The following is a 13,217-nucleotide window of genomic DNA, read 5'->3' on the forward strand; positions in this document are numbered from 1 at the left end:
GCCGATGACAACGCTCGCCACTGGCTCAGACACCCTCACCCGGGACGCCCTCGCGGTGCTGCAGCCGGGATTCGACGGCACCACCACGCCGGACTGGGTGCGCCGCCGCCTCGGCGAAGGACTCGCCTCCGTCGCCCTGTTCGGGCGCAACGTCGTCACCGAGGAGCAGGTCACCGCACTCACCGCCGAGCTGCGCGCCGAGCGGGACGACCTGCTGGTCGCCATCGACGAGGAGAGCGGCGACGTCACCCGCCTGGACGTGCGCACCGGCTCCTCCTTCCCCGGCAACCACGCCCTCGGTGCCGTCGACGACCCGGGCCTCACCCGGGGCGTGGCCCGGGAGCTGGGCCGGCGGCTGGCCGCCTGCGGCGTCAACTTCGACTGGGCGCCGTCCGCCGACGTCAACGCCAACCCCGACAACCCCGTCATCGGCGTGCGGGCCTTCGGCGCGGACACCGCGCTGGTGGCCCGGCACACCGCCGCCTGGGTCGAGGGCCTGCAGTCCACCGGCGTCGCCGCGTGCACCAAGCACTTCCCGGGGCACGGCGACACCAACGTCGACTCCCACCACGCGGTCCCGCGGATCGACGTGGACGCGGAGACGCTGTACGCACGCGAACTGCCGCCCTTCCGCGCCGCCATCGCGGCCGGCACCCGGGCCGTGATGAGCGCGCACATCCTCGTCCCCGCCCTCGACCCGGACCGCCCCGGCACCCTCTCCCGGCGCATCCTCACCGAGCTGCTCCGCGGCGAACTCGGCTACCAGGGCCTGATCGTCACGGACGGCATGGAGATGCGCGCCATCTCCGGGACGTACGGCCTGGAGCACGGCGTGGTCCTCGCGATCGCGGCGGGCGCGGACGCGATCTGCGTCGGCGGCGGCCTGTGCGACGAGACGACCGTGCTGAAGCTGCGGGACGCGCTCGTGGCCGCCGTACGCTCCGGCGAGCTGCCCGAGGAGCGCCTGGCCGACGCGGCCGCCCGGGTGCGGGCGCTGGCGCGATGGACGGCCGAGACCAAGAAGGACGCCGAAACCGTCGTACCCGAACCGGAGATCGGGCTCGTCGCTGCCCGCCGAGCCCTCACGGTGAGCCGTCACGGCTCGGCCGCGCCGGTCACCGAGCCCGTCCATGTCGCCCGGTTCAACCCGGCCCCGAACATCGCCGTCGGCGACGAGACTCCCTGGGGCGTGGCCGCCGAGCTGCTGCGGCTGCTGCCGGGCAGCACCGCCGGCTCCTCCAGCGGGCCCGACGCGGGCCGGGAGGCGCTCGCGGCCGCGGCCGGGCGCCGGGTCGTCGCCGTGGTCCGCGACGAGCACCGGCACGCCTGGATGGGATCCGCCCTCGACACGCTGCTCACGGCCCGGCCGGACACCGTCGTGGTCGAGATGGGCGTACCGCAGGCCCCGCCGCGCGGCGCCCTGCACATCGCCACCCACGGCGCGGCCCGCGTCTGCGGGATCGCGGCGGCGGAGGCGGTCGTCAGAGGCTGAACCTCACACGTCACCCGCTCAGGCCGGCACCGGAAGCCTCACCGGTGTCGGCCTCTGCTTTGTCCAACCGGCGGCATTCGGGCGGCAGTTGGGCGGCACTTTGACGGGGGTACCGACCGGTAATCGTTGACACCCCCAATTGGTCTAGTCCAGCTTGGGAGGGCGCTTCAGTTCGATCACCACGGAGTGACGGCATGCACAAGCCCACCCCCTACCTCCACCGAGCGGCGTCCGGCCGCCCCTACTTCAGCGCGGACGGCGAGACGTACCTCGCCCCGACCCCCCTGCGCGACCTCGAGAAGTCCCGCCCCCTGCGGGTGCTGTCCGAGGAGGACTTCGCCTTCTGGCAGACGTACGGCTATGTCGTCGTCCGGGAGGCCATCACCCCCGGCGAGGCGAAGAGCCTGCTCGAATTCGCCTGGGACTTCCAGGGCCTCGACCCCGACCGCCCCGAAACCTGGTACGAGGAACCGGAGTTCCGCTCCGAACTCGACCAGCACCTGTTCATCTACGGCTTCGTGGAGGCGTACCACCACCAGCTGATCTGGGACAGCCGCCAGGCGCAGCGCGTCTACGACGCCTTCGTGGACGTGTGGGACTGCGAGGAGCTGTGGGTCACCCTGGACCGGCTCAACCTCAACCCGCCCAACATCCGCACCCGTTCGCGCTCCCTGATCGAGCCGACCGACGAGGGCTTCGACATCGAGCTGCACTGGGACGTCGACACCACCCTCGCCGTGCTGCCGCAGCGGGTCCAGGGCATCATCGCCCTGGGCGACACCCGGCCCGAACTCGGCGGCTTCCAGTGCGCACCGGAGCTGTTCCACCGCTTCGAGGAGTGGCGCATCGCCCAGCCGGCCGGCCGCGACCCGATCCGGCCCGCGGTCGACCGCGCCGCGTTCCCCGTGGTCCGCCCCGACCTCCAGGCCGGCGACCTGCTGATCTTCAACGGGCTGCTGGCGCACGGCGTGGCACCGAACCACTCCGCGGGCGCTGTCCGGGCCGTCCAGTACCTGTCGATGATGCCCGCCCTGGAGGAGCACAGGGAGCTGCGGAGGTCGCGCGTCGAGTCCTGGCGCACGCTCGGCACCCCCGACTGGAACGGCACCCTGCTCGGCGACGCGCGCAGGCCGGAGGCGCTCCGGTACGGCCCCGCCGAACTGGACGACCTGGGCCGCAAGCTGCTGGGCCTCGACCCCTGGGCGGCGCGGTGAACCGGATCTGCCTGTGCCTGCCCACCAACCGGGCCTGCTCCGCCACCATCACCGCGATCCACCGGGAAGCCGCCTACGCCGCCGAGCGGTTCGGCGCGGACGTCCAGCTCCTGATCCTCGACTCCTCGGACGACTACACCCGCGCCGAGCACGCCCGCGTCGCGGCGGCACTGCCCCCGGCGGCGAACGTCACCGTGCACCACCTCGGCGAGGACCCGCAGCGCGACTTCCTGCGCCGGGTGATCCGGCGGGCCGGCGTGCCCGACCCGGACCGGGTGCTCGCACTCCTGCTCCCCGCCGGTGTCTCCTACGGCTCCTGCACCGACCGCGCCTTCCTGCTGGCCTCCGCCCTCGGCTGTCACTCGGTGCACCGCAGGGACTCCGACAGCACCTACCAACTCCTGGACGCAGAGCAGGTCTTCCCCGTCCACCACGAACTCCCGTGGCTGGGCAGGCCCGCCGCGCAGGCCTCGTCCTCCGTCACCCGCACGGACCTCGACCCGGCGCACACGGAGCGTCCGGTGTCGCTGGCCGGTGCCTCCTTCATCGGTGAACTCTCCGTCGACATAGCGGAGATACGGCGCCTGGACGAGGGCGTCTACCACGACGTGGTCGGCCTGTGGGCGCCCGCCGACTCGTCACCGGAGGACCGGCGGCAGCTGGTCGAGGAGTCCTTCACCGGAGCGGGCACCGCCCCTTTCGCCGGCGACCACGCCACACTGACCCTCGTGGACCCGATGCGGGTCGACATGTGCAACATCGCCTTCCACCGCGACGTGTACGAGCGGATTCCGCTGCCCCCGGCCACCGACACCATCGGCAGCGACTACTTCCTCATCCACCTCGTCCACGACGCCACGCTCCCCGGCATCCTGCACAACCGGCACATCGAGAACTTCTACACCCCCGAACGCCGTACCGACGCGGGCTTCCTGGCCTACCAGACCCGGTTCGTGAAGTTCCTGCTGTCGATGCACTACTTCCACCACGTCTACGACCGGATGGCCGCCGAGGGCGCCCGGCTCCTCGACGACCGGCAGCACGTACGGGCCGACCGGATCGTGGAGTTCCTGCGTGAGAGCGCCGCCCTGGACCACGCCGAGAACGTGTGGCGCCTGGACCGCGTCGACACCGCCTACCGCAAACTGGGCGGCCGCTACGAGGAGTTCGCCGAGCTACTGGCCGGGCGCCGCCTGCAGTTGCTGGCCGAGGCCCGCCGGGACATCGAGGACTTCGCCCTGATGACCGAAGCCTGGCCGCAGCTGGTCGAGGCGGCCGGACACGAGGGCTGGTGAGCGTGGAGATCAGCTCGCGGCTGGCCGCCGCACTGGCCGCCGCCCCGGCGGACCGCATCGTCTACGACCTCGACGGCATCGAGGCCCAGTACGACCGGCTGCTGGCCGAACTGCCGGGCGTCCAGGTCCGTTTCGCCCTGAAGGCCTGCCCCGTGGACGAGGTGCTGCGGTGCCTCGCGGACCGCGGCGCCGGCTTCGACGCGGCCGGCCCCGCCGAGATCGTCCAGGCCCTGCACACCGGCGTGCCCGTGGACCGGATCCACTACGGCAACACCGTCAAGTCCGACACGGACATCGCCGCGGCCCACCGGCTCGGCGTGCGCACCTTCGCCACCGACAGCGTGCAGGACGTCCGGGCCATCGCCGAACACGCCCCCGGCGCCCGGGTGTTCTGCCGCCTCGCCACCAGCGGGGACGGCGCCCTGTGGGGCCTGAGCCGCAAGTTCGGCTGCTCGGCCGAGGACGCCGTCGAGGTTCTCACCACGGCTCGCGCGTGCGGACTCGTGCCGGCCGGCCTGTCCGTGCACGTCGGCTCGCAGCAGCTGACGGGCGAGGCCTGGCAACAGGCCCTCGACTCCATCGCCGAGGTGCTGGTGACACTGGAGGGGCGTGGGGTCGTACCGGACCACGTCAACCTCGGTGGCGGCCTGCCCGCGCTCGGCTACCTCGACCGCCACGGCAACCCCCTCGACCCGCCCCTCGACAAGATCTTCACCGTGATCCGGGAGGGCATGGAGCGCCTGAGCGGCCTCACCGCCGCCCCGCTCGGCTTCGTCCTGGAACCGGGGCGGCACCTGGTCGCCGACCATGGTGCGGTCCGCGCCCATGTGTACCGGCTGACGGGGCGAGCGCAGCCGGACGGGACGCACGCCCGCTGGCTGTACCTGAGCGTCGGAAAGTTCAACGGCCTCTACGAGATGGACCAGTTGAGCTACCGGCTGGTCTTTCCCGGCCAGGCCGACGAGGACGACTCGGAGGGCGACGGCGAGTACGTCTGTGCCGTCGTCGCGGGGCCGACCTGCGACAGCGACGACGCCTACGGCGGCGGCCGGCACCCGGTGCGCGTCCCCCGGGATCTCGCCTCCGGCGACCCGGTCTGGATCCTGTCCGCCGGCGCCTACGCCACCAGCTACACGACCCAGGGCTTCAACGGCATCCGCCCGCTGCCGTGCGTCTGCACCCGCGGCCCGGAAGGACGACACTGAGATGAGAGACCTCGTACGGGACATCACCGAGACCGACTGGCCCCAGGTCGCCGCCCTGGAGGCCGCGGCGTACGCGGACACCGCGCTGACGGAGGGCGAGGCCGCGTTGCGGTCCCGGGCCGCGGCGGGCACCTGCTTCGTCCTGGACCTCGACGGCCGGATCGCGGGCTACGTCCTGGCCCTGCCGTACCCGATGTTCCGCTACCCGGACCTGACCCGGCCGGAGCCCGTGACCCATCACTCGGCCAACCTCCACCTGCACGACCTCGTCGTCAGCGCGCCGCTGCGGCGCAGGGGGCTGGGCAGCCGGCTGGTGCGCCACCTGACGGACGCGGCCGGCGCCCGCGGCTTCCGGACCATGTCGCTGATCGCGGTCGGTGGCAAGGAGCCCTTCTGGCGGGCCAACGGCTACCGGGCGCACCGCGAGGCCCGGCTGCCGTCGAGCTACGGCAGCGACGCGGTGTACATGTCGGCCCGGGTGGCCGCGTACCAGGAGGCGAGCTGATGGAGTACTCCGACTTCCGCCGTGCCAAGTGGGCGATCGCGGCGCTGTTCTGCTTCCTCGGCCTCCAGTACGCCACCTGGGCCGCCCGGCTGCCCGCCCTGAAGACCAGACTGGACCTGGGCGCCGGGGAACTGGGGCTGCTGTTGATGGCCTGCGGCGCGGGCGCGGCGGCCTCCTTCCCGCTCGTCGCCGTCCTGATGCGCAGGCTCGGCTCCCGGCGGCTGTCCCTCGCCTCCGCGCTGTGCCTGGTGGCGCTGCTGGCGGCCCTCTCGGTGGTGCCGAACTACCCGCTCGCCCTGCTGGTCATCTGCGGTGACGGTGTCGCCGTCGGCTGCCTGAACGTCGCCATGAACGCCCAGGGCGCCGCCCTGGAGACGGCGTACGGCCGCACCGCCATGTCCCAGCTGCACGCCACGTTCAGCGCGGGCCTGCTCGCCGCCGCCCTGCTGGCCTCCGGCATCACCGCCGCGACGGCGTCCGTTCCGGCCCACTTCGCGGTGGCCGCGGCGCTGTTGCTGCTCCTGCTGGGCTACGCGCGCCCCGGCCTCCTCCCGCACCCGGAATCCGGGCCCGCCGACCCGGAGACGGCACCGAAACAGCGCGCACACCTGACCCTGCCGTCCGGAAAGACCCTGCTGATGGGCTGCGCCATGGCGTTCGGCACCATCACCGAGGGCGCCATGAACGACTGGTCGACCCTCTACATGCGGGACGTCGTCAAGGCCTCCTCGACGGTGGCGCCGCTGGGCATCGCCGTCGTCTCGGTCATGATGCTGCTCGCCCGGGTGCGCGCGGACCGCTGGCGCAGCCGCTGGGGCGACGGACGCGTGGTGCGCACCGGCAGCGCCGTGGCCGGCCTCGGCCTGGCCCTGGCCCTGCCGGCGGGCGGGGTGGTGCCCACCCTGCTCGGGTTCGCCTGCGTCGGACTCGGCGCGGCCGCCGTGACGCCGTGCGTGTACGTCGCCGCCGCCGAACGCGGCTCGGACGCGCTGTCCCTGGTCGCCGCGATGGGGACGACGGGACTGCTGGCCGGCCCGGCCGTGATCGGCTTCGTCGCGGTCGCGGGCGGTCTGACCCTGGGCATGGCCACGGTCGCGGCCTCGGCCCTGATCGTCACCCTGGCCGCCACCCGGATCCCGTGGCGGGACCGGGTCCCGGTGCCGGCCGGGTGACGTGCCCGCGTACTGGACGGAGTGCCGGAACCGGCTCCGGTACTCCGTCGGCGTCGTGTCGAGCCCGCGTGAACTCAACGGACTCGACCAGACCCCGGCCTCGCCGGCCGACGCCACGCTGATCCTGATCGACTACCAGAACAGCTACACCCGTGGCGTGATGGGGCTGAAGGGTTGGCAGGAGGCCCTCGAAGCCGTCGCCGACCTCCTCGCCCGGGCCTGCTGAACCCGGGCCACCCCACCGGCCTCCCGGTGAAACGACTCGCACCCCTACTTGGGCGGCAGGCCTGCCGCGAAGGCGCGTCCCTCGTCGATCCACTCGCCCAGGACGTCGTCCTCCGCGACGGCCGAGCCCGCGACCCAGCCGCGCATCGGCCGGCCCGTCATGTCGAAGAGCCGAGCCCCCGGCCGGGCCAGGGCCACGTCGGTGGCGTCCGGGCCGACCCGGACCATGAGGTCGTCGCCGGTCACGCCGACGGCCATGTTGCCCCGGTACAGGAACGCGATCCCGCCGAACATGCGCTTCTCGGCGATGTCGGGGTCAGCACCGAGCTGCTCGCGGATCCGCTCGGCCAGCCCCTCGTCGTAGACCATCGGACGCCTCCTTGCTGCGGCTCAGCTCCGGGCCGGGGTGAGCACCACGAAGTCGGCGTTCGACGGGTCCAGACAGATGGCCAGCCTGCCGATGCCCGCCACGTCCTCGGGCCCCATCTGCACGCTGCCGCCGTTCTCGGTGACCGCGGCGACCGCGGTGTCACAGTCGGCCACATGGAAGACCGGGTGCCAGTACGGCCGTCCCTGCGCCAGGCCGAGATGCTCCGCGGGGAGCTCCATGAGGCCGCCCTGCATGCGGTCCTCGGGAAGCCCGGCGGGGGTGATGAGAGAGTACGTGCCCGGGTCGCCGGGCAGCTTCATGTCGCTGAACTGCCAGCCGAAGACACCGCCGTAGAACTCCTTCGCGGCCGCGGCGTCGCTCGTGAACAGCTCGGTCCAGGACAGTGAGCCCGGCTGGTCCACCAGCTCGACGCCCTTGTCCGTCCCGGGCTGCCAGACGGCGAACTGGCCCCCCAGGGGGTCGCTGTACTGCGCCATCCGGCCCCAGTCGCCGAGGTCCGTCGGGGCCACCCGCACCGTGACGCCCGCACGCTCCACGGCCTGGGTCGTGGCGTCCGCGTCGGTGACGCTGTAGTAGATCATCCAGGCGGAGCGCGCCCCCTCCTCGGTGAGCTTGCCGAGCCCGGCGACGACCTTGCCGTCCCTCCGGAACATGCCGCCTTCCATGTCCTCCCCCTCGCCCATGGACTCGTACTCCCACCCGAGCACGGCGCCGTAGAAGGCCGCGGCGGCAGGGACGTCGGGAGCGCCGAGGTCGAGCCAACAGGGGGAACCGGGGGCGAAGTCCGTGGTGATCATCGCGATGGCCGCCTTCCGTGGATCCTGTGTGCCCCCAGCGTGACACCGGCCACTGACAACCGCCCGCCGACCGGGCTACGGCGCCCCGTCACGGAACGGGGATGTGGATCGCGTCGTGCCTGCCGATCCGATCTGCCACCATCTGCCGGAAGTGGGCGCAGCGGGTGAAATCCTCCTGTCCGCAGCCGAGGGCGCACTCGACCAGTTCGAGGGATGCCTGCGCGGCCGCGATACGGGAGCGAAGCGCCTCGGCCTCCGCACGCAGGATGTCCCGGCGCTCGGCGGGGTCGGCAGCGCCGGTCAGCGTGCGGATGGTGTCGAGGGAGAGCCCTGCCTCCTTGGCACGCAGGATGACCGCGACGCGCGTGAGGTCGGCGCTCCCGTAGCGGCGGCGGCCGGCGGCGTCGCGTGCGGGCGTGAGCAGCCCCATCGCCTCCCAGTGCCGCAGGACGTGCGTGGCCAGACCGAAGCGTCGCGCGAGGGCACCGATGCTCATCGCTTCGAGCTCGCTGCCGCGAGACGTCCTGTGTTCGCTTGACTTCATGCCGACATTAAGTCGCAGTCTGGCGCGCATGACCAGGAAGACGGACCAGACACACCAGGCGACGGACGGCCTCGTCGCGCTGCTCGACGCCGCCGACCGGCTGCCGGGCGCAGGCGAACTGCGGGCCCGGTCCTACGACTTGCTCGGCGCCGAACCGGGAACATCCGCGGTGGACGTGGGCTGCGGTGCCGGACGTGCGGTCGCGGAGCTGGCCGGACGCGGCGTGCAGGCCGTCGGCGTGGACGCGAGCGAGCGGATGATCGCCATCGCGCACGGCCGGTGGCCCGACGCGGACTTCCGGGTGGCGCAGGCGTATGCACTGCCGCTGGCCGGTGCCTCGGTGGACGGGTACCGGGCCGACAAGGTGTTCCATGAACTGGCCGAGCCGGAGCGGGCACTGGCGGAGGCAGGCAGGGTTCTCGCGCCCGGAGGGCGGATCGTGCTGGTCGGCCAGGACTGGGACACCATCGTCGTCGACTCCGCCGATCCGTCCCTCACCCGCACCATCGTGCACGCCCGCGCAGACCTGACCATCGCCCCCCGCGCAGCCCGCCGGTACCGCACCCTGCTCCTGGACGCCGGCTTCACCGACGTGACGGTCGAGGTGCACACCGGCATCCTCAACGGACCGGCGGCGTTGCCCCTTCTCACCGGGCTCGCCGAAGGCGCCTGCTCCACCGCCGCCGTCACTCGCGGCCAGGCGGACACCTGGCTCGAAGAACAGCGCGCGCGGGCCGCGGCCGACCGCCTCTTCCTGGCCCTGCCCATGTTCATGGCCGCGGCGACCGCACCATAGTGAACTGGCACTCGTACGGGATCCGTTTTTGATGTAGGCGAGTCAGTGCCACCGGGGTTCTTCGTCGGCTGAGCAGCAGAGTCTGGCGGGGAGGCGTCACGACGACCACCGTGTCATCGCAGGTCACGGTCCGCGTGGCGAGGGGGCCGCTGATTCGTCAGAGACGTGTGATCAGAGATTGGGCGCCAACACGGTCAGCCGCAGCAGTGCGGCGATTGCCAGCAACAAGGGGACGGCGTACCACCACCTGCGGAGCCACGCGCCCTTGACGAATACCCACGTCAGCAGTGCCATCACACAGCAGAAGGCCAAGCCGACGACGGCCGCGACATGAGAGTTGGTGACGGCCTGTCGGTCCCAGGGGCCGTCTGGCTCGACCATGAAAGCCGTGAGCACGACGTAGCCGGTGACCAAGGTTGCAAGGGCGAGGACGACCGCGCACACACCGGTGCCGATCCGGCTGGAGACCCCTGGCCGTCGACTCTCGCTTACCTCGGTGGTCGCATCTGCGCCTGAGCTCACCGCAGCGCCTCTTTCGCGTCGTCCAATTTCCTGTCGAAGCCCCGACCGTAACCCTGGGCGTCCGGGTCCTCGTAGTAGGGTCCGCCGTTGTAGCGGGCGGCCAGTTCCTGCATTTGGGCTCGGGTCATCTGCTCCGGCGGTACGTCGGCGAAACCGCTCTCCGCCTTGAGCTGGGCCAGGTACTCCGAGGCGATGAAAATGTTCTTCGACGGGTCCTTGACGGCGCCCACGACGACGTCCCGCTGGATGTCGGTGAGGTGGTGCGGGTCGTAGCCGAGCACCTCGGCGGCGCGGCGCACCTGGATGGACAGCGGACCCATCGAAGTGTCGTCGGGGTCCTCTTGTCCGGGAAGGATCTGCCGTCCTTCGAAGGCTACGTCGTCGAGCCAGCCGGGGTCGCCTTCGACCTCCTGCCAGGCGATGCCGGCGACCATCTCGGGCGGCACCGGTGGCTGCACGGGCCTTCGTGCGTGGAGCGGGGCGGCGGCCAAGGCTTCTGCCTCTAGGGGCGAGGGTGAGCCGCCTGAGCCCATCCGGATGTTCGGCCGGCAACTGAAGCGGTTCCGATTACGGGCAGGACTGGAGCGCGCCGAGTTCGGGTCGCGGAGGGGGTACTCGCCGTCGATGATCGGGGCGTACGAGCAGGGGGGGCGGGCGCCGCCGCCTCGGTTGTCGCGGCCCTGGAGCTGCGCGGGCACCTTCCGGTTGGAGTGGGCGGCGGGGCAGGCGTCCGGGAAGAGTAAGAGCCAGGCCTCTGACTTCCAAGCGGCAAGCATCAGCGCGGAGTTGCAGGGGCTTTCGCGTGCGAGTGCTCCGGCGAGGTTCGCGCGGATACGGGTGTACTCGGCGTCGGTGTAGCCGTGACACATCGCCGTGTAGACCGGTCCGAGCGGGAGCGCTCCGGGTCAGGTCCAAGATCCCGGCAAGTCCCACAGGCGCCGCCGCACCCCGGCAAGGCCCGCACTCACGCAGGTCGGCCAAGGTGCGGCGGCGTTCCGCCGAAGCGCGCTCAGATGTCCCGGAAGATCTCGATCTGCGCCCCGATCGAGTTCAGGCGCTCGGCGAGGTCCTCGTAACCCCGGTTGATGACGTACACGTTGCGCAGCACGGAGGTGCCCTCCGCCGCCATCATCGCCAGCAGGACGACCACGGCGGGCCGCAGCGCGGGCGGGCACATCATCTCGGCGGCGCGCCAGCGGGTCGGGCCCTCGACCAGGACCCGGTGCGGGTCGAGCAACTGCAGACGGCCGCCGAGGCGGTTGAGGTCGGTCAGGTAGATCGCGCGGTTGTCGTAGACCCAGTCGTGGATCAGCGTCTGTCCCTGCGCGACCGCCGCGATGGCCGCGAAGAAGGGGACGTTGTCGATGTTCAGGCCCGGGAAGGGCATGGGGTGGATCTTGTCGATGGGCGCCTCCAGCTTGGAGGGCCGGACGGTGAGGTCCACCAGCCGGGTGCGGCCGTTGTCCGCGAAGTACTCGGGGCTGCGGTCGTGGTCGAGGCCCATCTCCTCCAGGACCGCGAGCTCGATCTCCAGGAATTCGATGGGGACGCGGCGGACGGTCAGTTCCGACTCCGTGACGACCGCGGCGGCCAGCAGGCTCATCGCCTCGACCGGGTCCTCGGAGGGGGAGTAGTCGACGTCGACGTCGATGTTCGGCACGCCGTGGACGGTGAGCGTGGTGGTGCCGATGCCCTCGACCTTGACGCCCAGCGCCTCCAGGAAGAAGCAGAGGTCCTGGACCATGTAGTTGGAGGAGGCGTTGCGGATGACCGTCACGCCGTCGTGCCGGGCGGCGGCCAGCAGCGCGTTCTCGGTCACGGTGTCGCCGCGCTCGGTCAGCACGATCGGACGGTCGGGGCGGACCGTCCGGTCGACCTGCGCGTGGTACTGACCCTCGGTGGCCGCGATGTCCAGACCGAACCGCCGCAGCGCGATCATGTGCGGCTCGATGGTCCGCGTGCCGAGGTCGCAACCACCGGCGTACGGCAGCTTGAAGGCGTCCATGCGGTGCAGCAGCGGGCCCAGGAACATGATGATCGAGCGGGTGCGGACGGCCGCCTCCGCGTCGATCGCCGCCATCTCCAGCTCGGCCGGCGGCACCAGTTCCAGGTCGACCCCGTCGTTGATCCAGCGGGTGCGCACGCCGATGGAGTTGAGCACCTCCAGCAGGCGGTACACCTCCTCGATCCGGGCCACCCGGCGCAGCACCGTGCGCCCCTTGTTCAGCAGCGAGGCGCACAGCAGGGCGACGCACGCGTTCTTGCTGGTCTTCACGTCGATGGCGCCGGAGAGCCGACGGCCGCCGACCACCCGCAGGTGCATCGGACCCGCGTAGCCCAGGGACACGATCTCGCTGTCGAGGGCCTCACCGATGCGGGCGATCATCTCAAGGCTGATGTTCTGGTTCCCGCGCTCGATGCGATTGACCGCGCTCTGGCTGGTGCCGAGGGCCTCCGCGAGCTGCGTCTGTGTCCAGCCACGGTGTTGCCGGGCGTCACGGATGAGCTTGCCGATGCGTACGAGGTAGTCGTCTGCCATGAGGTTGAGGCTATCTCAGATATGAGATGGCGCCTGTTGGGGGGCCCATTCGGGTGACGGGACGTCAATGACCAGCGAAGATGCGGGTTATATGGGACTATGTGGGGGATTCGCCCGGTACTTGTCCACTGTCCTGGTATTGCTCACAATCACACGGTTGCAGCACAAATCCTCGCGTACTCCCGGGCGAAGAGCAGTGCCGGTTCGAAGCGGACCGTCGGCACGGGGTCCGTCGCGTGCACCGGCACGGCGGGCGCGACGACGTAACGGACCCGCTCGACGCCGCCGTGCTCGTCGTGCACCTCCAGCACTCCCGGCTCCGGGCAGTGCCACGCGAACTCCGTGACGTCCTCCCCGAGGGCGTTGGCCAGCGTGCCGGTGCCCCGCCCGCCGTCGAGGAACGCCAGCTCCGACGCCTCCATCACTCCGTAGTCGAAGGGGGAGCTGTCCCAGTGGCCGATCAGTGCGGTATCGAGTGGCATGTGGCGATCTTCGCCCATCGCCCTGTGGTCGACGCCAC

Annotated in this window: 14 protein-coding genes and 2 pseudogenes; 9 read left to right on the forward strand and 7 right to left on the reverse strand. The window is 71.6% G+C overall.

All coding sequences use genetic code 11. From position 1 onward, the window contains the following. Positions 1-4 precede the first annotated feature (4 nt). From ACIRVH_RS00400 to ACIRVH_RS00430, 7 genes and pseudogenes are all read left to right on the forward strand, one after another. The gene (locus tag ACIRVH_RS00400) at positions 5-1,492 is read left to right on the forward strand and encodes a glycoside hydrolase family 3 protein (RefSeq protein WP_403946980.1); all 1,488 of its coding nucleotides are present in this window, start codon (positions 5-7) and stop codon (positions 1,490-1,492) included. Positions 1,493-1,686: 194 nt separating this feature from the next. Further along, positions 1,687-2,706, forward strand: a complete 1,020-nt coding sequence (locus ACIRVH_RS00405) for a phytanoyl-CoA dioxygenase family protein (RefSeq protein ID WP_403946982.1) — start codon at positions 1,687-1,689, stop codon at positions 2,704-2,706. Further along, positions 2,703-4,001, forward strand: a complete 1,299-nt coding sequence (locus ACIRVH_RS00410) for a DUF6271 family protein (RefSeq protein WP_403946984.1) — start codon at positions 2,703-2,705, stop codon at positions 3,999-4,001. The genes ACIRVH_RS00405 and ACIRVH_RS00410 overlap by 4 nt, the downstream gene beginning before the upstream one ends. Further along, entirely contained in the window at positions 3,998-5,206 is a 1,209-nt protein-coding gene (locus ACIRVH_RS00415) for a type III PLP-dependent enzyme (protein ID WP_403946986.1), read from the forward strand. Before ACIRVH_RS00410 ends, ACIRVH_RS00415 begins: the two co-directional genes overlap by 4 nt. A 1-nt stretch (position 5,207) precedes the next feature. After that, on the forward strand, positions 5,208-5,711 hold the full coding sequence (locus ACIRVH_RS00420; RefSeq protein WP_403946988.1) for a GNAT family N-acetyltransferase: 504 nt from the start codon (positions 5,208-5,210) through the stop codon (positions 5,709-5,711). After that, complete coding sequence (locus ACIRVH_RS00425; protein ID WP_403946990.1) at positions 5,711-6,883, forward strand: MFS transporter; 1,173 nt, start codon at positions 5,711-5,713, stop codon at positions 6,881-6,883. The genes ACIRVH_RS00420 and ACIRVH_RS00425 overlap by 1 nt, the downstream gene beginning before the upstream one ends. A gap of 55 nt (positions 6,884-6,938) precedes the next feature. Further along, positions 6,939-7,103, forward strand: a pseudogene (locus ACIRVH_RS00430) (cysteine hydrolase); the annotation flags it as partial. 50 nt (positions 7,104-7,153) lie between these two features. On the opposite strand, the gene ACIRVH_RS00435 reads toward ACIRVH_RS00430, so the two are convergent. From ACIRVH_RS00435 to ACIRVH_RS00445, 3 genes are all read right to left on the reverse strand, one after another. Further along, positions 7,154-7,477 carry a TfoX/Sxy family protein gene (locus tag ACIRVH_RS00435; protein WP_403946992.1) on the reverse strand — a complete coding sequence of 108 codons (324 nt, stop codon included), beginning with the start codon at positions 7,475-7,477 and terminating at the stop codon, positions 7,154-7,156. Positions 7,478-7,498: 21 nt separating this feature from the next. Continuing rightward, positions 7,499-8,296, reverse strand: a complete 798-nt coding sequence (locus ACIRVH_RS00440; RefSeq protein WP_403946994.1) for a VOC family protein — start codon at positions 8,294-8,296, stop codon at positions 7,499-7,501. Between the two features lie 88 nt (positions 8,297-8,384). Continuing rightward, positions 8,385-8,792, reverse strand: a complete 408-nt coding sequence (locus tag ACIRVH_RS00445; protein WP_403946996.1) for a MerR family transcriptional regulator — start codon at positions 8,790-8,792, stop codon at positions 8,385-8,387. A 76-nt stretch (positions 8,793-8,868) separates the two neighbouring features. On the opposite strand from ACIRVH_RS00445, the gene ACIRVH_RS00450 reads away from it, so the two are divergent. After that, entirely contained in the window at positions 8,869-9,636 is a 768-nt protein-coding gene (locus ACIRVH_RS00450; RefSeq protein WP_403946998.1) for a methyltransferase domain-containing protein, read from the forward strand. 171 nt (positions 9,637-9,807) lie between these two features. Here the strand turns inward: ACIRVH_RS00450 and ACIRVH_RS00455 are convergent, their stop codons facing one another. Both ACIRVH_RS00455 and ACIRVH_RS00460 read right to left on the reverse strand, forming a co-directional pair. Continuing rightward, a complete protein-coding gene (locus tag ACIRVH_RS00455) occupies positions 9,808-10,158 on the reverse strand; it encodes a hypothetical protein (protein WP_403947000.1) in 351 nt (116 codons plus the stop codon). After that, a complete protein-coding gene (locus ACIRVH_RS00460) occupies positions 10,155-10,616 on the reverse strand; it encodes a hypothetical protein (protein ID WP_403947825.1) in 462 nt (153 codons plus the stop codon). The genes ACIRVH_RS00455 and ACIRVH_RS00460 overlap by 4 nt, the downstream gene beginning before the upstream one ends. Between ACIRVH_RS00460 and ACIRVH_RS00465 the strand changes: the two are divergent. Then, positions 10,579-10,827 (forward strand): annotated as a pseudogene (locus tag ACIRVH_RS00465) (helix-turn-helix domain-containing protein); the annotation flags it as partial. The gene ACIRVH_RS00460 and the pseudogene ACIRVH_RS00465 sit on opposite strands and share 38 nt — an antisense overlap. Before the next feature lie 340 nt (positions 10,828-11,167). On the opposite strand, the gene ACIRVH_RS00470 reads toward ACIRVH_RS00465, so the two are convergent. Both ACIRVH_RS00470 and ACIRVH_RS00475 read right to left on the reverse strand, forming a co-directional pair. Continuing rightward, positions 11,168-12,697, reverse strand: a complete 1,530-nt coding sequence (locus tag ACIRVH_RS00470) for a UDP-N-acetylglucosamine 1-carboxyvinyltransferase (protein WP_145884138.1) — start codon at positions 12,695-12,697, stop codon at positions 11,168-11,170. Positions 12,698-12,846: 149 nt separating this feature from the next. Then, on the reverse strand, positions 12,847-13,179 hold the full coding sequence (locus ACIRVH_RS00475) for a hypothetical protein (RefSeq protein WP_403947002.1): 333 nt from the start codon (positions 13,177-13,179) through the stop codon (positions 12,847-12,849). Positions 13,180-13,217: the final 38 nt, after the last annotated feature.

Source organism: Streptomyces sp. NPDC101165, from assembly GCF_044768135.1.
GTDB lineage: Bacteria > Actinomycetota > Actinomycetes > Streptomycetales > Streptomycetaceae > Streptomyces.